At 46.9% G+C, this 21,477-nt stretch carries 13 protein-coding genes and 1 pseudogene; 6 read left to right on the top strand and 8 right to left on the bottom strand.

What is annotated here, in order from left to right; all coding sequences use genetic code 11:
• Positions 1-42 precede the first annotated feature (42 nt).
• The 4 genes from ACJJIL_RS17445 (at position 43) to ACJJIL_RS17430 (ending at position 5,889) form a co-directional block, all read left to right on the top strand.
• The gene (locus tag ACJJIL_RS17445) at positions 43-459 is read left to right on the top strand and encodes a hypothetical protein (RefSeq protein WP_444939885.1); all 417 of its coding nucleotides are present in this window, start codon (positions 43-45) and stop codon (positions 457-459) included.
• Between the two features lie 76 nt (positions 460-535).
• The gene (locus tag ACJJIL_RS17440) at positions 536-1,267 is read left to right on the top strand and encodes an AraC family transcriptional regulator (protein ID WP_413664535.1); all 732 of its coding nucleotides are present in this window, start codon (positions 536-538) and stop codon (positions 1,265-1,267) included.
• A gap of 380 nt (positions 1,268-1,647) precedes the next feature.
• Entirely contained in the window at positions 1,648-4,455 is a 2,808-nt protein-coding gene (locus ACJJIL_RS17435) for a TonB-dependent receptor (RefSeq protein WP_445360334.1), read from the top strand.
• 114 nt (positions 4,456-4,569) lie between these two features.
• On the top strand, positions 4,570-5,889 hold the full coding sequence (locus ACJJIL_RS17430; protein WP_445360333.1) for a glycosyl hydrolase family 18 protein: 1,320 nt from the start codon (positions 4,570-4,572) through the stop codon (positions 5,887-5,889).
• Positions 5,890-6,090: 201 nt separating this feature from the next.
• On the opposite strand, the gene ACJJIL_RS17425 is transcribed toward ACJJIL_RS17430, so the two are convergent.
• The 3 genes from ACJJIL_RS17425 to gcvP all read right to left on the bottom strand — a co-directional run bounded on the left by ACJJIL_RS17425 (position 6,091) and on the right by gcvP (position 9,932).
• Positions 6,091-6,303, bottom strand: coding sequence for a hypothetical protein (locus ACJJIL_RS17425; RefSeq protein WP_282934107.1), 213 nt, complete (start codon positions 6,301-6,303; stop codon positions 6,091-6,093).
• On the bottom strand, positions 6,303-6,767 hold the full coding sequence (locus ACJJIL_RS17420; RefSeq protein WP_413664538.1) for a Tse2 family ADP-ribosyltransferase toxin: 465 nt from the start codon (positions 6,765-6,767) through the stop codon (positions 6,303-6,305). The genes ACJJIL_RS17425 and ACJJIL_RS17420 overlap by 1 nt, the downstream gene beginning before the upstream one ends.
• Positions 6,768-7,040: 273 nt before the next feature.
• Entirely contained in the window at positions 7,041-9,932 is a 2,892-nt protein-coding gene (gene gcvP / locus ACJJIL_RS17415; protein WP_444919167.1) for an aminomethyl-transferring glycine dehydrogenase, read from the bottom strand.
• Positions 9,933-10,651: 719 nt separating this feature from the next.
• On the opposite strand from gcvP, the gene ACJJIL_RS17410 reads away from it, so the two are divergent.
• Positions 10,652-12,598 carry an acyltransferase family protein gene (locus ACJJIL_RS17410; RefSeq protein WP_445360332.1) on the top strand — a complete coding sequence of 649 codons (1,947 nt, stop codon included), beginning with the start codon at positions 10,652-10,654 and terminating at the stop codon, positions 12,596-12,598.
• 371 nt (positions 12,599-12,969) lie between these two features.
• Here the strand turns inward: ACJJIL_RS17410 and ACJJIL_RS17405 are convergent.
• From ACJJIL_RS17405 to argS, 5 genes and pseudogenes are all read right to left on the bottom strand, one after another.
• Positions 12,970-13,254, bottom strand: a pseudogene (locus ACJJIL_RS17405) (DUF1266 domain-containing protein); the annotation flags it as partial.
• 677 nt (positions 13,255-13,931) lie between these two features.
• The gene (locus ACJJIL_RS17400) at positions 13,932-15,023 is read right to left on the bottom strand and encodes a hypothetical protein (RefSeq protein WP_445360331.1); all 1,092 of its coding nucleotides are present in this window, start codon (positions 15,021-15,023) and stop codon (positions 13,932-13,934) included.
• 377 nt (positions 15,024-15,400) lie between these two features.
• Complete coding sequence (locus ACJJIL_RS17395) at positions 15,401-16,879, bottom strand: nucleoside hydrolase (RefSeq protein ID WP_445360330.1); 1,479 nt, start codon at positions 16,877-16,879, stop codon at positions 15,401-15,403.
• A 181-nt stretch (positions 16,880-17,060) separates the two neighbouring features.
• Positions 17,061-17,948: a dTDP-4-dehydrorhamnose reductase family protein gene (locus tag ACJJIL_RS17390; RefSeq protein WP_445360329.1), complete on the bottom strand. Its 888-nt coding sequence runs from the start codon at positions 17,946-17,948 to the stop codon at positions 17,061-17,063.
• 162 nt (positions 17,949-18,110) lie between these two features.
• A complete protein-coding gene (gene argS, locus ACJJIL_RS17385; protein ID WP_445360328.1) occupies positions 18,111-19,847 on the bottom strand; it encodes an arginine--tRNA ligase in 1,737 nt (578 codons plus the stop codon).
• 142 nt (positions 19,848-19,989) lie between these two features.
• Here argS and sbcB point away from each other — a divergent pair, with 142 nt between their 5' ends.
• The gene (gene sbcB, locus ACJJIL_RS17380; protein ID WP_445360327.1) at positions 19,990-21,444 is read left to right on the top strand and encodes an exodeoxyribonuclease I; all 1,455 of its coding nucleotides are present in this window, start codon (positions 19,990-19,992) and stop codon (positions 21,442-21,444) included.
• Positions 21,445-21,477 lie beyond the last annotated feature (33 nt).

Raw genomic sequence — 21,477 nt, 5'->3', positions numbered from 1 at the left:
CTCGATGTAGTAAAGCAGGTTAGTGTTTAGAGAGGATTTTGAGTGAATAATAAAAATATTAGCAGTTTTCAGGCCCGTTTATTTATTGCCGCTAGCCTAGCGTTACCTATTTTTCTCAGTGCCTGTTCCAGCAACAAGCCGATTCCCGGAATGAAAGAGTCGTTTGTAACTGAGATTGCTCAAAATGGAGCTAAGCGTTTTACATTTACTCTTGAGAAGGATCGGCAGGATCTTCCTCCCCCAGTTTCAAACCAGCCTAGTTCTCAACGTCGAATGCAGCGGGATACTATCGGTTTGGGAGGCCGTTCAAGTGACCGTGTAGAGCGTTATTTAGATTGGGCTCTCGAACAAAAGATGTTGGAAACCGGTTTCTGTGAGCGTGGCTATTTTGAAATTGAACGGGTTATTTCCGCATATGGTGGTGAGGTGCGGGGAGAGTGCCGAGAAGGCGCTTTTTAGTGCCTTTTCTGCTTGCTGGATCTGTACAGTAATAAAAAAGGCAGGGACTCTTTACCAGCTATTATAGATAATAATAATGAAGTCTGAATCAATATTGGAAATGGTGTCTACCCAGCAGATTATTGCGGTTTTTGATTTAATATCAGATATTATTTTTTGGGTAAAAGATGATTCTGGTTACGTAGTACATTGTAACCGAGAGTTTATTGAGCATGTTGGATGCAGGTCCCTTAATCAGGTTGTGGGCCGCTCTGATATGGATTTTTCCCCCTCTTATCTCGCAAAAAACTATATGCGTGATGACCAAAGAGTGATGGAGGGCGAAACGATTACAGATCGACTGGAGTTGAATATAGGGAAAAGTGGAGAGTTGGTTTGGTTTACGACATCCAAGCGCCCACTAAAGAATTCCACTGGAAAAATTATTGGTACCTATGGCGTAGCTCGCGACCTTAATGAAACGGTCAAAACGCTCTCCAGAATGGATAAGCTGAAAAAGCCTGTTGAATATATTAAAAATAATTACAGTCAGCCGATTACTGTCGAACAGCTAGCAGAGGTAGCCAGTTTGTCTGTTAGCGCCCTTGAGAGGCGATTTAAAAAGTATTTGGAGAAAACTCCAATGCAGTTTGTCAGAGAGGTTAGGTTAGAGAACTCCCGTCGTATGCTGGTGGACACTCAGCGGCCAATTTCTGAAATCGCATACCGTGTCGGATTTCCATCTCACAGTTACTTCAGTAGACATTTCAAGACCATGTTTGGGCAGCTTCCCGCTATTTATAGAGAAGAAGTTCAGTCTCAACTTTGAATGCGATAGGCCACTCCTGAACTATTTATAGGTGGATAATCAATAGAAATTTCTTGTTGAAATGATTTGGTGCTGGCTATCTTCCCTTAAAAAATAGTTTATCTATTTGTTGAATATCCTGTAAATCCATAATCGAATTTTGGCCTTTCATACCTTCTAATACCTTTCCCTTAGTGTCCTCCAAAATTCCAAACGCCGATTTTGTTCTATTCCTGTCTCAGTTTCTATTACCCCCTTATCCCGTTTTTTTCTTAGGGTTTTAGTGCTCAACAAGTGGACTGTCATTAAGGGGTTTAGGGTCCCCTGACGGTTTCTCGCCCCTCTCCGATTTGGAGAGGGGCTCTTTTAAAAAACTTATAAGAAAAGAAAGTTGGGATACTATGAAAACAGTCAAGAATAATAGACGAACCAAGGTCAAAATCTGGAGCCGGGAGGTTAAGCAGAAATCGCTAGTCTCCGCTATTTCATTAGCCATTAGTAGCGTGGCGATTGCTGATGATATCTCTGAGAAAGACAAACCGATGGATCATATTGAGGTAATCGGAATTCTTGAGAGTAATACCAGAAACCTGGAAATTAAGCGGGATTCTAATGCTATTGTAGACGCGATAACCGCCGAGGATGTGGGCAAGTTCCCGGATAAGAATGTTGCAGACTCTCTTCAGCGCGTGCCAGGAATCACAATTACACGTAGTGGTGGTGAGGGTAGTCGAGTCAGTATTCGTGGCACCAGTGCCGAGTGGACCTTGACTCAGTTAAATGGTAACTACATTGCAACCTCTGATGGAGAAGCGCCTTCTCGAAGCTTTAATTACACTTTGTTGCCATCCAACATGATTAGCAAAGTAGAAGTTTACAAAAGCCCGGAAGCTAAAATTGATGAAGGAGGAATTGGCGGAACGGTTATTCTACACAGTCGTAAGCCTCTGGAAATGGATTCTGGTGAGGGTGTTATAACTACTGAAACCACTTACTCAGATACTAATGAGCAGTGGGAACCTCAATATAGTGCTTTTTACTCCTGGAAAAATGAGAGTGAAACCTTTGGTATCCTGGCTGGCTATACCAAGCAGGACAGAACCGTAACCTCAATTGAAAACTACGCGAGCCATTGGCGATTCCATTCAGATACAGTTGAAGGTGCTGAGCGTCCGGCAATTGTTGACCAGGAAACTGGTGAAGTTTATAACAATGTTTGGGCGCCCAGAGCTATGGGTATTGGTAATCATGAGCAGGATAGGGCCAGGGACGGTTATCAAATTACCACTCAATGGCGGCCTACTGAGCGCTTGGAATTTTCTCTGAACTATTTTGGTTCCCAGTTGGGATACGATACCCGTAGTCAGAATCTCACCTTAGCTGAATGGAATGATAACCATAACCCTTACTTTGGCGTTGAGCTGGAAGGGGATACCGTGGTCACCTATGGCAACGGTGATAACGGCTTGCTAAATGCTGATAACTGGGGCGATGCTGATGTCAATGGTGGTGTTGAGGTAGAGCGAGGTTTAATGTCTCCGCAATTGACCGGGCAGGATAGCTACGGTGAATCAGAATCTCATACATTCGACCTCGAAATTCTGTATGAAGGTGATTCTTACACAGCAGCAGTGAATATTGGGCGCAGCTCTGCAAAAGGAGGTGTCTCCGAAAGAATCATGGCAAATATGGATGCACGTTATGGTTCCGTAAATAGTTGGCTGTGGTCTATTGCCGACGGGGAACCTAGCTACGAAATCTCTACAGATCTCACCTCGGATCAGGAGGCCTATCCATATTATGACTGGTTTAGTTCTGACGCTACCCAAAACCGGGATAGGGAAGATTATTATCAGCTTGACCTGGGATTTGATACCAATTGGGGAATAGTTAACAAAATCTATGTCGGTACTAAATATCGGGATCATGAAGCCAAGTCCCTAAGAGATACTTTCCTGTGGGATGACGGTATTTCGGATAACGGTGGTTATCGTGGGTGGTTGTCGGGTACCGAATGGTTCCACAACCCGGATTTTCATCCAGACACTTCAATCTTACTTGGCGGCAGCGTAATCGATAATAGCGCAGGCGATACCGGGGCTATTAACTATCTGCCTTTTGATATAGATGCGCTTAAAGCCTACGTTAGTGATAATTTTACCCGGACTGTAGTTCCTGTCTTATCCGGTACCTATACCATCGAGGAGAAAATATTTTCACTTTACGCACAGGCAGATTTTGAATGGGAAGCCTTCCGGGGTAACTTTGGTGTCCGCTATGTTAATACCGACTTAACTACCTCGACGTACGATGACATCATTGGTCAAGAGACAGATATCACCAATGCAAATAACCGAAGCGCTGACAGTGAAAACTTCCTACCAAGTTTGAATATTGCCTGGGATCTAACTGATGACCTTGTAATACGATTTGCTGCAGCAAAAACCATGTCTCGAGTTAGTTATGCTGATTTGGGGCAGGCTGAGTCTTATGGCCCCCCTGTAAATATTAACTCGCCGGATTCTTGGACCGGCCGTGGGACTGGCACTTCAGCAAATACTGGGCTAGAAGCGATGCTCTCCAATCAATTCGACCTGGGAATTGAATGGTATTACTTTGATGCTTCCGCACTTGGGGCAACATTATTTAGTAAGGATATCAGCAACCTTCCTATAACCACAACTGAAGTTGTATTACGTGAGCACAATTGCTGCAATGGACCCATTGAAGTCGACATGACCACAAAAACGGGTGGTGCTGAGGCAACTTCAAGAGGCGTTGAGCTGTTTGCACAACACGCGTTCGAAAGTGGTTTTGGTGTAATGGCAAATTATACCTACACCGACACCAGTACTTCAGGGGTGTTTGTTAATGGTGAAGAAACTGAGGCAGAAATTCCTGGAACGGCTAAGCACCAGTACAATCTTTCCGGTTACTATGAAAATGATTTGTACAGTGTGCGAGCATCTTATAACTGGAAAGATGATCGAGCTGGGGGGCTTCACCAAGGGTATAATTTATACGATAAAGCTTATGGGCAGCTTGATCTTAATGCCAGCTTTACCTTCAATGAAAACCTCAATTTCACGGCATCTATCATTAATTTAACGGAGGAAAAGGCAGAGGGGTTCTGGAAGCAGGAAAACAGAATGACTTATTATAATTACTCTGGGCGCCGACTATATATTGGTGCAAGCTATAAATTCTAATGCCTCGTTGATCGTAGTGTTGGGTGTAGAGTGTAAACTCTACACCATTTTTTTTGACTATCGATATTAGATTATAGAATTCACATAACTACATAATAAAAAATGAGCATAAATATGAAACAATCGACACGTAGAGCAATGCAGGCTGCTTGTACCACCATTTTATTTCAGACTGGTGCATACGCAGATATTGAAGTAGTCAATTCGGATGACTGTCCCTCGGACACTACAACAGTAAGCTATTCTGAAGCGCTTAATTATCCTAATGAATTTTGTGATCTTCTCAGTAATGGTGATTTGGTTGGTTTATCAGACGGGTCCTCAATAGAACATCTGGGAAATAATTGCCAATTGACGAGTAATGAAAGTCGCCAATTATCCATGACATTGTGTAAATCCGAACCTTCAGCGCCTCATGTTGTTAGTGGAAGCAGCTGTGCATCTGATGCAAGCCCGGTCACCTATCTTGAGGCTCAAATCTATAAGGATGAGCTGTGTTCCGTCCTGGGGGACTGGGAAATTGCAAACCTTGCCGATAATGCCTCCATGGATGGCAGCGGGTATGGGTGTGGTTCACGTAAGAATGAAATCCGTGAGCTGGGCTCAACTCTGTGTAAATCTGATACTCCTCAGGAAAGTGTGTCAGCGCCTAAAGTTGCTTACGTAGAAGTTAATAGTAATAACCTGGGCAATGCAGGCTGCTTTACAGAGAGCGATGGCAGCCAGTTGTTTGATATAGCTGTGATCTTCGCGGCAAATATTAATTACGATGGTCAGAAAGCTGTACTGCATTTTAATGACCAAGTGTCAGACTTGCTCAATAACAATTTGAGTACAGTACAAGACTTGCAAGACAAGGGTACGAAAGTGGTGCTCAGTGTTCTCGGAAATCACCAAAATGCAGGTTGGTCTTGTTTTACCGATGAGCAATCCGCTGATGACTTTGCTCAGCAGTTGAAAGATGCAGTGGATCAATATGGTCTGGATGGTATTGATATTGATGATGAGTACTCACAGTGCAGCCAAACCTATTCTGATTCCCTGGTAAAAGTGACTAGTGCATTGCGAGAGAAAATGCCGAGTAAAATCATTTCCAAAGCACTCTGGAGTGATACCGATGCTTTTCAGGCTGAATGGAATGGCAAGAAACTGGGCGATCAACTAACCTATGGCTGGGAGATGAGCTATTGGTTGGGCTCAAGTTGTACTTCAAGAATCCAGAAATATATCAACCTGGGTGTTGATAAGTCTAAGCTGGGTGTTGGCGCTTCTACTGTGTTGAATAGTGCTTCTGCAGCGAGCGCTTTAGCATCATGTAATGAGAATAATAACCTTGGTGGCGGCACTATGATATTTAATGTGACTAAAGATTCTAGCAGTTACCTTTCTACAATATGGCCAGGTACTTCAGCGGTTCCTAGTTGCCTTAAGTAGTTAAAAATTCCCCGTGGAATCTTGTGTGACTTGCTGAAGCGGGGATGTGCTAAAGCTAACTAATCAGTACAGGCAGGAATGTCTGTATTATTACTGTTTTTATGGGGATATCCTATACAGCTATGGGCGATAAGTGGTGTGGATATATTTGTTTAGCTTAATATGCTTCAGGGTGGTTTGAAGCCACCCAGAAGAAAAGCTTTATAATAGTTTTTCTAAGGGTATACCTGTTTCCTTTTCAATCACTTTATATTCCTCTTTAAGAAACTCTAGGAACTGTGTTAGCTGTAAGTGATGCTCCTCATAGTCTGTCTTGTCGCCTATGGTCTCACTTCTTAAAAGGCTTTCTTGATACAAAACGGCATCTCTAACAGCAGAAATTAGTAGTGGTGCCCAGGTATTAGGTACTTCCATTATATAGCTTCCTTAATTAAGGATTTTTCTAGTATTTTTAACTTACTCTTAAATTGATTCAGAGGCATGTCGTATGCTGGGGCTATCGTATAGTGTGTTGCCTCAAATCTGGTGTTATATTCATCTTTTACAATTGCAATACCTTCTGGCAAAACTGTCCCTGTAGGAATTTTGTAGTACTCCCAGTTTTTGCCTTTTGGTAATCCTGGTTTATCAAAAGTGCTGAGTCCCCTGGGGCGATCCTTTATGCAAACCCACTCTGTCCCATCGCGGTATTCTATGGTGATATCTGCTGGTCTAGGACGTCCGTTAGACAGAATGAAACCTTTTTCTATAAAGTCGAAGACACCTTGGTCTGATTTTTTGTTCAGAGCTCTCCATAGATCTATGGGTGTTTGACCGTCAGAGTAAGAGTCTGCTTTTCCCTTCGCAATTAATATTTCTTTTAAAACTTTAATGGTCACTTTCACCTCCGATGTTGAAAGCTTGGGACGATTAGAAAGTTTGGCTAAATTTTTTCCAAAACATTCTAATACCGTTTCTTTGTTGTTAGGCGCCGCTTATGTGAGGATTTTTAACTAAGTTAACGCAGAATAATATTGTTGAAAGGTGATGGTTGCAAATACGTAGCTATACAGGAAGTGAGAGTTTGTGCCAGTTCGATAAAAGTATTGTGGGTCGAATAAAAAAGCGGGCATTAAGCCCGCTTTTAAATCCACCTGTGAGAGTGTTAGATCTTACTCAGCGTAGCTCTCAATCGGAGGGCAGGAACAAATCAGGTTGCGGTCGCCGTAGACGTTGTCGATACGGTTAGCAGCGGGCCACACCTTATGCTCTTTTAACCACGCCGCCGGGCGTGCAGCAATATCCCGGGAGTAGCTATGGGTCCACTCACCGCTCATTACATCCTCAAGAGTGTGAGGGGCATTGTGTAGTGGGTTGTCCTCAGGGGTGTATTTACCGCTGGTGACATCTTCCACTTCCTGGCGAATTGTCGCCATAGCCTCGATAAAGCGATCCAGCTCACCCTTGGATTCGCTTTCGGTAGGCTCGATCATCAGGGTGCCGGCTACCGGAAAGGACATGGTGGGGGAGTGGAAGCCAAAGTCCATCAGACGCTTGGCGATATCCTCTTCAGTGATGCCGCTGGCTTCCTTGAGTGGGCGCAGGTCAACCAAGCATTCGTGGGCAACAAAGCCATTGGTACCGGTGTAGAGCAGGGAGTAGTGCTCACCCAGCTTCTTGGCTACGTAGTTGGCGTTTAGGATCGCCATTTCGGTAGCCTGCTTCATACCCTGCTTACCCATCATACGGATATACATCCAGCTGATCGGCAGGATGCTGGCGGAGCCCCAGGGAGCGGCGGAGATGGTGCCGTTATCCAGATTGGTTTCCGGTACTTCAGTCACCGGGTGGGCCGCCAGGTAGGGCTTCAGATGTTCACCAACAGCGATCGGGCCCATACCGGGGCCGCCACCACCGTGAGGAATACAGAAAGTTTTGTGCAGGTTCAGGTGGGATACGTCACCACCGAACTGGCCCGGAGCTGCGACGCCGATCAAGGCGTTCATGTTGGCACCGTCGATATAAACTTGGCCGCCAGCCTGGTGAACCAGATCGCAAACTTCGCGGATACCTTCCTCGAACACCCCGTGGGTGGACGGGTAGGTGACCATCAGTGCGGCAACGCGGTCGCCGTGCTCTTCGATTTTGGCTTTCAGGTCTTCGATATCCACATTGCCTTTATCATCACAGGCAACCACAACCACTTTCATGCTCACCATCATGGCGGATGCCGGGTTGGTGCCGTGGGCAGAGGCGGGAATCAGGCAGATGTCGCGCTGGGTTTCGCCCTTCGCTTCGAAGTACTTCTTGATAGCAACCAGGCCTGCGTATTCACCCTGGGAGCCGGCATTGGGCTGCAGGCTCACCGCATCGTAACCGGTGCAGGCGGATAGCATTTGCTGTAGCTGGCGGAACATTTCCGCGTAGCCTTCTGCTTGATCTACTGGTGCGAAGGGGTGCAGCTTGCCGAACTCTGGCCAGGTGACCGGGATCATCTCGGCGGTGGCGTTCAGCTTCATGGTGCAGGAGCCCAGGGGAATCATTGAGTGATTCAGGGCGATATCCTTAGCTTCCAGAGACTTGAGATAGCGCAGCATCTCGGTCTCGGAGTGGTAGGTGTTGAACACCGGGTGGGTCAGGAATTCAGTATCGCGCGCTAGGGCGGCGGGTACACCCAGAGAGCCCTTGCTGGCAATTTCGCTGTCCAGAGTATGCAGATCGATGCTGTGTTCGGTGCCGATAAAGGCATTGATCAGGTCGGACACATCCTGCAGGGTGGCGGTCTCACTCAGGCTCACGCCCAGGGCGTCTTCACCAATTTTACGCAGGTTGATCTCAGCGGCCAGGGAGCGCTGGTAAATCTCTTCCTGCTTGGCGCCAACGGTGATATTCAGGGTATCGAACCAGCTGTCGTGGGCCAGGTTAAAGCCTTCCTGTTGCAGGGCGGAAGCGAGAATGTCTGCCAGGCGCTGGATGCGGGCAGCGATGGTTTTCAGGCCTTCAGGGCCGTGGTAAATCGCATAGAAAGCGCTCATTACCGCCAACAGCACCTGGGAAGTACAGATATTGGAGTTGGCTTTCTCGCGGCGAATATGCTGTTCGCGGGTTTGCATAGCCATGCGCAGGGCGCGCTTGCCTTTGCTGTCGACGGAAACGCCGATAATACGACCTGGTGCGGAGCGTTTGTAAGCTTCGCGGAAGGCGAAGAAACCAGCGTGGGGACCACCGTAGCCCATGGGGATGCCGAAACGTTGGTTACAGCCAACAACTACGTCTGCGCCCATATCACCCGGGGCTCGGAGGGCTACCAGGCTCATCAGATCAGCGGCCACGGTTACCAGTGCGTTGGCTTCGTGTACTTTGGCAATAATGTCAGTTAGGTCGCGTACGCGGCCGGTGCTGCCGGGGTATTGCAGCAGGGCACCGAACAGCTCGGCGGGGATATCTTTTTCCACATCGCCTACAACTACTTCGAAGCCGAAGTGCTCGGCGCGGGTCTTAACTACGGCGATGGTCTGCGGGTGGCAGTCCTGGTCTACAAAGTAGACGTTGGATTTGTTGCGTTTGACCTGGCGCTTACACATGGCCATGGCTTCAGCTGCTGCGGTACCTTCATCCAGCATGGAGGCGTTGGCCAATTCCATACCGGTGAGGTCCATAATCATCTGCTGGAAGTTCAGCAGGCCTTCCAGGCGACCCTGGGCAATTTCCGGCTGGTAAGGGGTATAGGCGGTGTACCAACCCGGATTCTCCAGCACGTTGCGCAGGATCACATTGGGGGTAATGGTGTCATGGTAACCCATACCAATAAAGGTGCGGTAGATCTTGTTGCGCGCCGCGATATCTTTCAGCTCTGCGAGGGCCTCAACTTCATTGATCGCGTCGGCCAGATCCAGCTCATCGGTCTTGCGAATGGCTTCGGGCACGGTTTTCTTGATCAGCTCTTCGAGGCTGGCAACTCCGAGGGTTTCCAGCATGGCCTCTACCTGTTTGGCATCGGGGCCAATATGGCGATGGATAAAGGCGTCGTGTTGTTCCAACTGCTGCAGCGATGGTTGGGTCATAAACTTCGTTCCTGTAGTCGCAGGGAGTCGTCGCGGTTAAAAATAGCACCTGGCCTCAGTACCGCTTTTCCTGTGGAAAGCCTCGGGCCTCCGTGTTGCGGATAGGCGAGGGTAACGCTTGGGAGAATCGGTTTGCTAGCAGCCCCAGTGTCGCAATACGGAATCAAAGGGGAAGCCGGGCCATAGCGGCAGGCGCGCATCTTAGCAACCGGGGAGAGTAGGGGCAATCTGCGGGATTTAATCGAGGAAACTGCTAAATTTTGGCGTAAAAAGTGGGTTAAATCCTGTGAAATGGGGGTTGGGGCGATTTTGTTCTAATAAGGCTGGGGGGCATATTAATTGAGGCGTAAGAAGCCGCGCTCTGAAGACTTAGCTAGCCTGAAGGTTTGAAGTGAGCGAGTGGAAAGAGGGGGAGAATTCGATGATCCGCAGGTTTTAGCTTTAGAGGACGTGCGAGCAGTTGTGCCCATGAGAAGAGGTGAAGGAATGTGGCTTTTAAATTATTCTAAAGCTAAAAAGCTGTGTATTGGTACCAGCTAGGCCTTGTTAATCAGCACAGAATATTGGGTATAATATATAAAAGCAACTAACTATCCCGTTATTTTTTAGCTGTAATTTATATATTTTTTATGTTTATTAGACGGACAACGGTGTATTTTGGTCTCGTTAAATGAACTTCATAATTGTCAAGATATCGATAGCGTGTTTTAAGGAAAAAAATGAAGTATCGCTCTGAGGTTGATGGATTAAGAGCCATTGCTGTAATCCCTGTGATTTTATTCCATGCGGGATTCAATTTTTTAAGTGGAGGGTTTTTAGGGGTTGATATTTTCTTCGTTATTAGCGGGTATCTGATTACAACTATTCTTCTCGCAGAAATGAACGATGACAAATTTTCGCTTGTCAATTTTTATGAACGTAGAGCACGTAGAATCCTCCCTGCTCTTTTTCTTGTCATGGCGGCCAGTTTGCCGCTCGCTTGGATTTGGTTATTGCCAAGTGATTATATAGATTTTTCCGAGAGTTTGGCTGCTGTACCTTTGTTCTCTTCAAATATTCTTTTTTGGTCCGAAAGTGGATATTTTGACGCTGCAGCCGAGATGAAGCCTATGCTTCATACTTGGAGCTTGGCTGTTGAGGAACAGTATTATATTTTATTTCCCTTGCTCCTTATGGCACTTTGGTCCCTTAGGAAGAGGTGGATATTTTTCGCTATTGCAGGTTTATTTTTTGCCAGCCTGTTTTTTGCACAGCGGAGTGCAGTAGATTCTCCAAGTTTCAACTTTTATATGCTGCCAACTCGTGCATGGGAGCTAATGGCAGGGGCTTTAGTTGCCTTTTACCTTCTGTATGGGAAAAATCACAATGAGTTGATACAGAAAAATCGCTGGTTAAGTGAGCTGTTGGGTTGTATAGGCCTGGGATTGATAACTTTTAGCTTAACCTATTATGATGACCAACTCCCCTTGCCGTCACTATACACGCTTGTGCCAATACTTGGTGTTGTGTTAATCATACTGTTCTCCTCAAGTAATACTATGGTAGGCAGGTTGTTGGGGGCTAAACCGATGGTTGCCATTGGCCTTATTAGCTATAGTTTATACCTATGGCATCAGCCTATTTTTGCCCTGTCGAGGCATAGAAGCCTTGAATCCCAAAGTGATGCTCAGATTCTTGTTTTAATTTTTCTTATATTTTTTCTTTCTTATCTGACATGGCGGTACATAGAGAAGCCATTTAGAGCTAAGGGAAAGATTGATAGAAAAGGAATTTTCTTCTTTTCAGCAGTTGGATCATTGTTTTTTATAGCCATTGGGTTGGTTGGATATTCTAGTGGTGGCTTTAAAAATCGACAGTTTTGGTATAGCAACCTCCTGTCATATGAGTTTGATAATCGAAAGCTGAGAAAAGAAAGTTGGAGTATTTTGAAGAATGTTTCTGGAAGTAAAAAATACACTTTAGTAGATAATATTTCTGACCATAAATTATGGTTTGATTTAAGTGGAAACAAAGTTCGCTTATTGCTACTAGGGGATTCACACTCCAAAGATTTATTCAATGTTCTTTATAATTCAAAGTCAGTAAATGAAGATTATCAGTTGGCACGGTACGGCGTACGGTTAAAGGATTTACATGACTCTTCTCATAAGTTTTATACCGCTGAAAATTACCTCGCTAGCGATATTGTAGTGTTAGTTGGTAGATACTCTCATAAAGATGTGAAAAGCCTGCCCGTGATTATTGAAAGGCTTCAAAAGAACGGAAAGAAAGTTGTTCTTGTGAAGCGAATGTTTGAGTTTCAGTATCGTGAAGAAAACTTAAAAAATCTCGCTGACTTTGAATTATCAAAAAAATGTGTATTGTCGTGCGATAAAATTGATGCGATAGAGTTTCAAGAGCGTGTAGATAGTTTATATTTCGCAAGTTATCTGAGAGGTCAAAGAGATAATAATCTCAAGATTAATAGTGAAATAGAAAGTATTGCTTCGCAGTTTGAGGTCCGCATTTTAGATCGTATGGATTATGTTTGTGATGAAGAGCGTGAACGGTGTTTTTCTATAGGTCGTGAGCTGGATAAATATTTTTATGATTATGGGCATCATACTCTTAAAGGAGCTGAGTTTTTTGGTGAAAGAGTAGATGAGATTGACTGGTTGGAGCTTTAGGTTTTTTCCTGACAGCTATTCATAGCTGAAGTCTTCGATTAATAGTGCCTGCATATGAGGAGTTAATGTTATGTAGGTGCTATGGTTGCTCAATATCTTGATTGCTGTTTGAATCCAAATTTAACGTAAATTCTTGATTAAGTTAATTTCTCGGAAGTAACCTTAAAACAAGCAGATTGTAAATTGCTTTGCTGTCGATATAGTTGGTATTTATTGGGGTGAAGGGGGTAAGGCTTGGGAGTTGGAAGGTGCGGCAGATCTTCTTGGTATTTTGACAGTGTTATGAAATTACCGAGGTATGCTTATGTGGCTTTTGGGTGACCTGGCACCTTTTGCAAGAAATTACTAGGTGCTAGGTCAGGTATAACTTGTTAATTTGGGTTAGATTTTTTTGATAAATCTAAATTCCAGTCTAATAAGTTCCAAGGGCTTTTAGGGTCACCGGTGAGCCCTTTGACCATGTTCATTGCATCTTTAGCGAAGAATTCGGAGGTGTCTTTTCGCCAATATTGCCGGCCAGCTATATAACTTAGTCCAAAGCTGTGCCAACTATCATAGGACTTTTGAACTCGCAAAGTCATCTGGTGTATTTTCTCCCAGAACCCCTCTTCCGTAGGTGCCCCCGTAGTGGCTCCTCGGCGACAAATAGAGACGTATCGGCCGTCATCCTAGGTACCAATTCCGCCAACTGGCGATAATTCTTAACTATTTTAAAGCTACTCTGTTTATCGGTATCGTGGGAGTATGTATCTATAAGTGCATTAATCGAGCTTTCTGATAATGCATTAAAATGATTTTGGATCTGCATCTAGGATCGGTTGTGCCCTTCGTTAGACAGGCAATCCAGCATATTTAGATACTCTTCATAGGGCACGATTCCCCAGTCGCGTTTCATCATATGTATAAGTGTAGTGACCACTTTTTCAGTTCTAACGTCTGATTGGTACGGTGTGCCATGTCGTTAACCATTCATTTCAGTGGAAATGGAACTAACTCCTAGCTCACAAAGCTGAGAGTCCGACAGGTTGTCAGGATTGTAAGTGTTAGATCTATTGTTGTTCACGTTCGCTAACCCTCTATTTTTCACGCTCTCGATACTGTTGGTATATTCGGTAATTTCTTCTGGGTTCCTATCGGCATTGAGGAGTGCTCTGACTGCTAGCTCTATACTTTCTATGTTTTCTATTTTACAGGCAACTTCTATCCAGTCTAGTGCAGTAGCTTTGAGTTTGGTGTTATAGGATAGAGATATTCAGGCATCTACTGTTAAAATACTCTTTATCGATAGTTTGTTGCGATATCAAATTGATTTGGCTTCCAATAGGATGTGCTATTAGAGGTTGAGTGAGTCGAGGATAAGTTGTATATCAGACTGTAGTTTTCCCCCAGCGCTATAGTATCTGGGGCAGTAGTGATGCTTTTTATCTTTGATCCACTTTTGCTCAAATATAATGCTTTTATCTGGTGCAATTAAAGTTAGTTTTTTGTATCTTTGGTTGTCGATATTTGAATCGATATATGCTTTCCATTTTGGATGTTTAGAAACTTTTGTATTGTCACTTTGAATGATTAATGTGGCAGATTTTGTATTTGAATAAGAAGATTTTTTAATGGTTGACGTTCCATCTGTGGGAGTTAGTTTGTATTCAATACCGTCAATTCTTAGTCTGGAGACTCCGTGTTTTAACAGCTTTTCAGGTTTTCTGAATTCAGTCTGAGTGTAACCGCCTAAGTCAATAATTTCCAATGGTGTAGTTGAAGGTAATATTGTTTCTGGTTGAATAATTTCACTTTTACATATTGCCCCCTTCTTGAATAGAGATTTACTCAAGCGGTCTCTTTCAAAATTTGCAGCAGTCATATGATCACTTGCAGTGTTATAAAAAATATAGATTAAAAATAATGTTAGAGGTAGGATGGATATAAAAGTTGCAAAATTGCTCACTCTATTTTTTCTGAGTTTTCGGTCCCTAGATATCGAGGCTATAAGGCAGGTTAGGATTGCCGTTCCCCAAAAGAAAAAGCCAAGGCCGTAACCGTAAATTGCTGTTGTGCTTGACGGAATCTTATCAAAAAAGAATGTATTGCTTGCAAGTAGTACCGAAGTGAAGCTCAATATTGGCGCGGCTTTTCCTGAAAGGAGAATTGTTACGCTAATGCCAAAGGTTAAGTTTGCATACCAAGCGAAGTTAAGAACAAGTGGTCCCGCCCACCCCGTATACAAGATATCAAGGCCGGTCAGGTTGTGATTTCCGTAGTATGTGGTTAAAGCTGTGAAAAGTAGAGATAATACCCAAAGGAAAATGCTCAGATAAGTTAGCTGTAAATAGGTGTTATCTCTATTTAAATATAGAGCTATATATGTAAGTGGGCTCTGGTATTTACGTGTGGATGCGTCGGAGTTTAGTGAAGAATTTAATACCATTGCTCGCCTTCCGTTAGCTTGCGATTGATTTTTTTGTGGGAGAAACTAAATTTTAAATGATTAATGGGGATGTCTGCAATAAATTGATAGGTGTGGTATGCATTTATTAGGTATTTTGAATTGAATGTAGAGTGTTTTTTGTTAAATGATTGCATAAACTTTCAGGTATTAGTTCCTCTGTGAGGCCTTGAAGTATGTGTTTTTCATATATCTATGTAAAATAATAGATATTTATAAGGTTTTTTTGAGTGATTTTAGAGGGGGGGGCAGTTGAAGGGCGATCAAGAAGTAATGTTTGATCGCCCTGGTGTATTTGTGTGATCTAGTTACAAATAGAAAGAATATATGGCTGAATATTTCATGTGAATTTTAAAATGCTAGTGCGCTTTTGTGCTACATCTAGGCCCCTTCCGCGCAGCATTAAAGCGGTCACGCAAGCGCTCAATCATTGCTGAGCGCGCAGCATCGTGGTTTATACCCATAACCACATTTACTGCCAAGCCCTCACCGGCCTCAGCAAAAGTAGTCTTTCCCACTGTTGGGTCAAAGGTAATCGGATCATAGGGAGTTGTGCTGTCGGCTAGGCCTGCATCTAGTTGATCGACGGTGATATAGCCGGGCACTAATTCCATTTCCAAGGTTTCAGGCTCCAGTAGTACCAGCGCAGCGATAATGTCCCACAGGCGAATAACGGCATCCATTGCGAAGTCACCATTACCCTGGAAATCCCCACCCTCAAATTCACGAATGGAACTGAGGAGTTGGGAGGTGTAGCAGGCTTCCGGAGTTGCGCGGCGCTCTGCGAGGGCTTCGATGGTGCTGCCTTGTACTTTGGCCATATCGGTTGAGTTGGTCGGAACCAGGTAGGTTTCAATACTATTTTCACTCAGGGCGTCGAAGGTCCATTGTGCGCTCAGTGGGTCGAGCAGAATATTGAACTCCTGATGGGTACTGAAGTCGCTGTCACAGCCGAAGCTGGGGTGGGAGAAAATATTGCCGCCCAGATTTCTAGATTTATCGCCAAAGCAGGCTGCTTCGTGATTCTCTGTAAACGGCTCATAATTCTCAAAGCCACCACCCATCATAATAACGCGGTCAATTTTAGCCAGCTGTTCTTCGCTGGCTTTGCCAAGTACCCGGGCCAGGGTGGTGAGTTTACCGGTGTTGAAAACTATTGGGCGTTGCTCCAGGTTATCCATCGTTTCCAGGATAATGTCTTCGGCCAGCTCAAAATTGAAGGAGACACCATTGTTACCTTGGTAGCGGTAGTGCTCCTGTTTGGCGCGCGGGATTAGGTGGTCAGTTCCATATAAGGTGGAGCCGTTGTCACGCCAGGGGCCGGGTACATACTGGCCGTAGAGATTGATACCCATGGCGTTGCGGCGCTCCAGGTTCCAGGTACCGGTGGAGAAATCGGAGGAGTTGGGTAGTTGATAGTCTTCTCTGCCGAGAACGGCCTTATCGTCATTTACCGGAGATACTGAAGCTTTGCCGTTTGCGCCGTAGGCGACTTCCTCTGTGGCAAAGTAGGCTCCGCGAATAACCTGGGTATCGTTATTTCCCAGCCATTCGAGGATGTTGTAAACAGTGTTGGCCCCGTGCGCTACGGTATTGAAAGAGTCCTCAACGACAGCCAGCTCCAGGGTATAGCGTGGGTCTTTGGCGATTAGCATCAGTGCTACGGCATCATCAAAGTTATTGAAGTCGCCAATCCAGATAATGGGTTGGGCGTTTTCGGTCTTGATGGCCTGGTGTGGTTTCTTGCTGTGAGGTCCGCTATCCGCATTGCAAGAAGCCAATGTGGTTAGGCTGCCCAGTACCAGAGCTCCTGCAGAGAACCAGTGTTTTAATTTCATTTATCCTTCCCTAAATATTCGAGTGGTTTTACTCGGCAATCCAATAGCTCCTCCCTGATCTACTCGATTGCCACCTTGTAGCACCGTTTGTTGTATGAGTTAACGGTATTACACAGGTGTGAGCCGGAACATGGCCGGCAGCGATACTTCCCTGTAGCGCTTTATCTGAAAGCTATTTAAATCAGCCTTCAATAAATGGCTTTAAATTTCGTAATAGCTGTTGCTCCAGGGGTTCACTACCGTTAATTCCCATACCTGTCAGTTTTGATTTATCCAGCTGGCAATTGTAAGGGCGTGGCACTGTAAAATTGGGTTCGCTTTCAGCGCTCAGGTGTTCGGCATTCAGGTTACAAGCCTTGGCAATAATGTGTGCGAGTTCGTAGCGTGTGCAGGCCGTATCGCCACTCCACTGGTAAATGCCTTCAAAACTCATACCACTACGAATTTTTAGCAGGCATTGCTCCAATACTTCAGCCACTTCCTCAACACTGGTGGGAAAACGAATAGCCCAGTGATCCAACGTGACTGGCTTTTGCTTGCGCAAAGTATCCAGTAGGGCGGTGATGCCGGATTCCTCCAGATAGGCAACGGGCCCGAATAACCAGGGCAACCTCAATACCCAGTGACTTCCGTTATTCAGTACCGCCTCTTCCCCTGCCAATTTACTGCGGCCATAGAAGTTAACCGGGTTGGGATTGTCATCAGCTTTGTAGGGCGGGGTGCTGCCATCAAAAACATAGTCGGTGCTGATATACACTAATTGTGTATCGTTTTCGTTACAGTATTTCGCCAGGAATTCTGTGCTGCTGACATTGAGCTGCCAGGCGGTGTCGGGGCTGTCGGCGCAGCGGTCAGGCCAGCGCTCGGCGGCGCAGTGAATGACAATATCGGGATCAACCTGTTGCAGGCAGGTCTTCACCGCTTCGCTATCGGACAAGTCCAGGCGAATTAAATTTTCTCCCGCGCGGGAAAAGGCGGTACCGGTAACAGAAAAAACCGGATTGTTGGAAAGCTGTTTAAATACACTGCGCCCCAATAGGCCGGAGGCGCCGGTAATCAGTATTTTCACGGGTGATTTCCTTTTGTCAGGCTGGCGGGAAACGTGTGGCCTGAGTGGGATAAAAGATGGTGCAGGATGGTTGGGTAGGCCACAACTGAAGGCCGCCTACCCGGGTGCTGCCCGGTTTGCCTATCTGAAAAGTTACAGAAGGTGATACCGGGCTGGAGCAATTTACATCTGCTCCATCACTTCAATGCCAAGCAGGTCGAGGCCAGTAGCGATAGTGCTGGCCACTAGATTACATAATTGCAGGCGGCTGTGCTTCTGCTGTTCACTTACGCCTTCTTTCAATACTGGGCAGGCTTCGTAGAAGCTCATATAGGCGCTGGCCAGTTCGTACAAGTAGGTGCAGAGTACGTGCGGGAAGGTATCTTTGGCTACCTGGTCCAGTACTTCGCCAAATTGGCTTAGTTTAATTGCCAGGGCGCGTTCCTGTGGGCTTTCCAGTTGGATATCGCCCTTGAGCTCGCTCGGCTCAATACCGGCTTTGCGGAAAATACTGCGTACGCGGGTGTAAGCATACTGTAGGTAGGGGGCGGTATTGCCCTCAAAGCTCAGCATGGATTCCCAGCTGAAGATGTAATCGTTAGTGCGGGTCTTGCTTAGGTCCGCATATTTCACCGCGCCGATGCCCACCTTGCGCGCGATTTCTGCACAGGTTTTTGCATCCAGCTCCGGGTTTTTCTCAGCCACCAGTTTCTCTGCACGCTCTACTGCTTCATCCAGGAGGGCTGCCAGTTTTACGGTGCCGCCGGTGCGGGTTTTAAATGGTTTGCCATCGTCGCCCATCATGGTGCCAAAAGCGCAATGCTCTAGAGAAACCGACTCCGGCAGGAAGCTCGCTTTGCGCGAGGCGACAAAGGCCTGTTGTAGGTGCAGGGATTGGCGAGCATCAACAACATATAGGATACGGTCGGCACTGAGTTGGTTGGCACGGTAGCGGATAGCGGCCAGGTCGGTGGTGGCATATAGGTAGCCGCCGCCTTTCTTCTGGATAATCATCGGGCTGGGGTTGCCTTCCTTATCGGCCATCTCTTCCAGGAAAACAACGATCGCGCCCTGGTCTTCAACGGCGATTCCATTATCCAGCAGCTCATTTACCAGCACCGGCAGATCATCGTTGTACTGGCTTTCAGCGTAAACGTCTTCCTGTTTGAGGGTGACATTCAGCTTGGAGTAGATTTCTTCGCAGTGGCTGATAGAGATATCAATAAACTGCTTCCACAGTTTCAGGCACTGCTCATCTCCGCCTTGCAGTTTTACAACGTATTCACGGGCGCGATCGGCAAAGCCTTCTTCATCATCAAAGCGAACCTTGGCTTCGCGGTAGAAGACTTCCAGATCGGCCAGTGCCACTTCTGCATCACTGTCTGCCAGCTTGTCGGAAAGGTGTGCCAGCAACATGCCGAATTGGGTGCCCCAGTCGCCCATATGATTTTGGCGAACTACCTTGTGACCTTGGAACTCCAACAGGCGTGCCAGGGCATCACCGATAATGGTGGTGCGCAGGTGGCCTACGTGCATTTCCTTGGCCAGGTTGGGGTGGGAATAGTCGATGACTACGGTCTTGGGCTCTTCAACCGAGGCGATATTCAGGCGCTTGTCGCCTTGGGCGGCCAATAGTTGCTGGCTCAGCCACTGTTCACTCAGGTGGATGTTTAAGAAGCCAGGGCCAGCGATCTCGACCTTTTCGATCATACCGCCCTTATCCAGCTGCTCAAGGATCTTGCCAGCCAGCTCACGCGGGTTGGTGCCCATACGCTTGGCAGCGCCCATAGCGCCATTGGCCTGGTAGTCGCCAAATCCGGCTTTCTTCGCAGGTGCCACAATCGGGCCGCATTCTTCGGGGATACCGGCGGCGAGCATGGCGGCCTGGAATTTGTCGGTGAGGAGCTGACGAATATTCATAGAGTGAAGTGCTGTCTTAAATTCGTGGAAACGCCGAATTTTAATGGGCGGTGGCGGCTTTGCAACCAGCGTTGGCAAAGGAGTTGGTCTGGAGTGCTCGAAATCTCGACTTGGGTGTCCAGACGAGGAGGTTCTCGGTGGTATGATGCCGCCAAATTATGGAGGTACCGTGAGTTCTACCACACTTTATTGGCACGATTATGAAACCTGGGGTACAGACCCGGGTGCCGACAAGCCGGCGCAGTTTGCCGGTATCAGGACCGACGAAGAACTGAATATCGTCGGCGAGCCATTGATGATTTACTGTCGCCCTTCAGTGGATTGCCTGCCACAGCCGATGGCGAGCCTGGTGACTGGCATTAGCCCGCAGAAAGCCCTGGCCAATGGAGTGCTGGAAATAGAGTTTATCCAGCGCATCCTCGCCGAACTGGGTGCGCCGGGCACCTGTGGGGTGGGCTACAACAGCTTGCGTTTTGATGACGAGGTAACTCGCTACACCCTTTATCGTAATCTGCTCGATCCCTATGAGCGGGAATGGCGCTCCGGCAACAGCCGTTGGGACATTATTGACATGGTGCGCCTCACCTACGCCCTGCGCCCAGAGGGAATCCAGTGGCCCACCCGTGAGGACGGTGCGCCGTCCTTCCGCCTGGAAGAATTGACCGCTGCCAATGGGATCTCCCACGAGGGCGCCCACGATGCGCTGTCGGATGTGCACGCCACCATTGATATGGCGAGGCTGATCCGCAAACAGCAACCAAAGCTTTACGATTATGTGTTCCGCCTGCGTCGCAAGCAGGAGGCCGCCAAGATGATCGATATGCGCGAGCGCCGTCCGCTATTGCATATTTCCGGCAAGGTCTCTGCTAACCATGGTCACTTGACCTATGTGATGCCCTTGGCCAGTCACCCGGTTAACCGCAATGCGGTTATTGTTGCCAACCTGGCGATGGACCCCGAGCCGTTGCTCAGCCTGGATGCAGACACTCTGCGAGAGCGCCTGTACACCTCTCGCGACAAGCTGGGTGAGGGCGAGTTGCCGGTAGGGCTGAAACTGGTGCATTTGAACAAGTGCCCGGTATTGGCGCCCGCAAATATGCTGGATGACAAGCGCGCCGCAGAGCTGGGTATCGATCGCACAACCTGTGAGGCGAACTGGCAGAAGCTCAAAGATATCGATTTGACGGAAAAGCTGCACAACGTATTCCTGGATCGGGAATTCCCTGAGAGAGATGTGGAAGCGGACCTTTACGGTGGATTCCTCAGCGACTCTGATCGCGATATCTGCCGTGAACTGCACCGTGGACTGGCGGCCCGAGGTCCGGAAGCTTTGGCGGGTGAAGTGCCTTTCACCGATAAGCGCCTACCCGAGCTGCTATTCCGTATGCGGGCGCGCAATTTTCCCGAGACCCTGTCTGAGGAAGAGCACCAGCGCTGGCAGATCTGGTGTTTCCAGCGCTTAACTGACGCTACTGCCGGGGCCTCAATCACCCTGGAAGATTACTTCCGCCAGCTGTCTGAGCTGCGGGTGCAGCACCCGGAGCGCATCTCCCTGATTACAGAGCTGGAGAACTGGGGCGATAGCTTACTCGCCTAATGTGTCGAATCACGTCAGCGGCTGTTCTTCCAC

The sequence above is a fragment of the Microbulbifer maximicatervae (SeqCode) genome, assembly GCF_052468095.1.
Note: the sequence above shows the minus strand (reverse complement) of the source record. Positions and strands in the feature narration are given on the sequence as shown.

Coding starts and splice junctions, on each gene's coding strand:
- ACJJIL_RS17440 (WP_413664535.1), top strand. CDS start 536: ATGAAGTCTGAATCAATATTGGAAATGGTGTCTACCCAGCAGATTATT.
- ACJJIL_RS17435 (WP_445360334.1), top strand. CDS start 1,648: ATGAAAACAGTCAAGAATAATAGACGAACCAAGGTCAAAATCTGGAGC.
- ACJJIL_RS17430 (WP_445360333.1), top strand. CDS start 4,570: ATGAAACAATCGACACGTAGAGCAATGCAGGCTGCTTGTACCACCATT.
- ACJJIL_RS17425 (WP_282934107.1), bottom strand. CDS start 6,303: ATGGAAGTACCTAATACCTGGGCACCACTACTAATTTCTGCTGTTAGA.
- gcvP (WP_444919167.1), bottom strand. CDS start 9,932: ATGACCCAACCATCGCTGCAGCAGTTGGAACAACACGACGCCTTTATC.
- ACJJIL_RS17410 (WP_445360332.1), top strand. CDS start 10,652: ATGAAGTATCGCTCTGAGGTTGATGGATTAAGAGCCATTGCTGTAATC.
- ACJJIL_RS17400 (WP_445360331.1), bottom strand. CDS start 15,023: ATGGTATTAAATTCTTCACTAAACTCCGACGCATCCACACGTAAATAC.
- ACJJIL_RS17395 (WP_445360330.1), bottom strand. CDS start 16,879: ATGAAATTAAAACACTGGTTCTCTGCAGGAGCTCTGGTACTGGGCAGC.
- argS (WP_445360328.1), bottom strand. CDS start 19,847: ATGAATATTCGTCAGCTCCTCACCGACAAATTCCAGGCCGCCATGCTC.
- sbcB (WP_445360327.1), top strand. CDS start 19,990: ATGATGCCGCCAAATTATGGAGGTACCGTGAGTTCTACCACACTTTAT.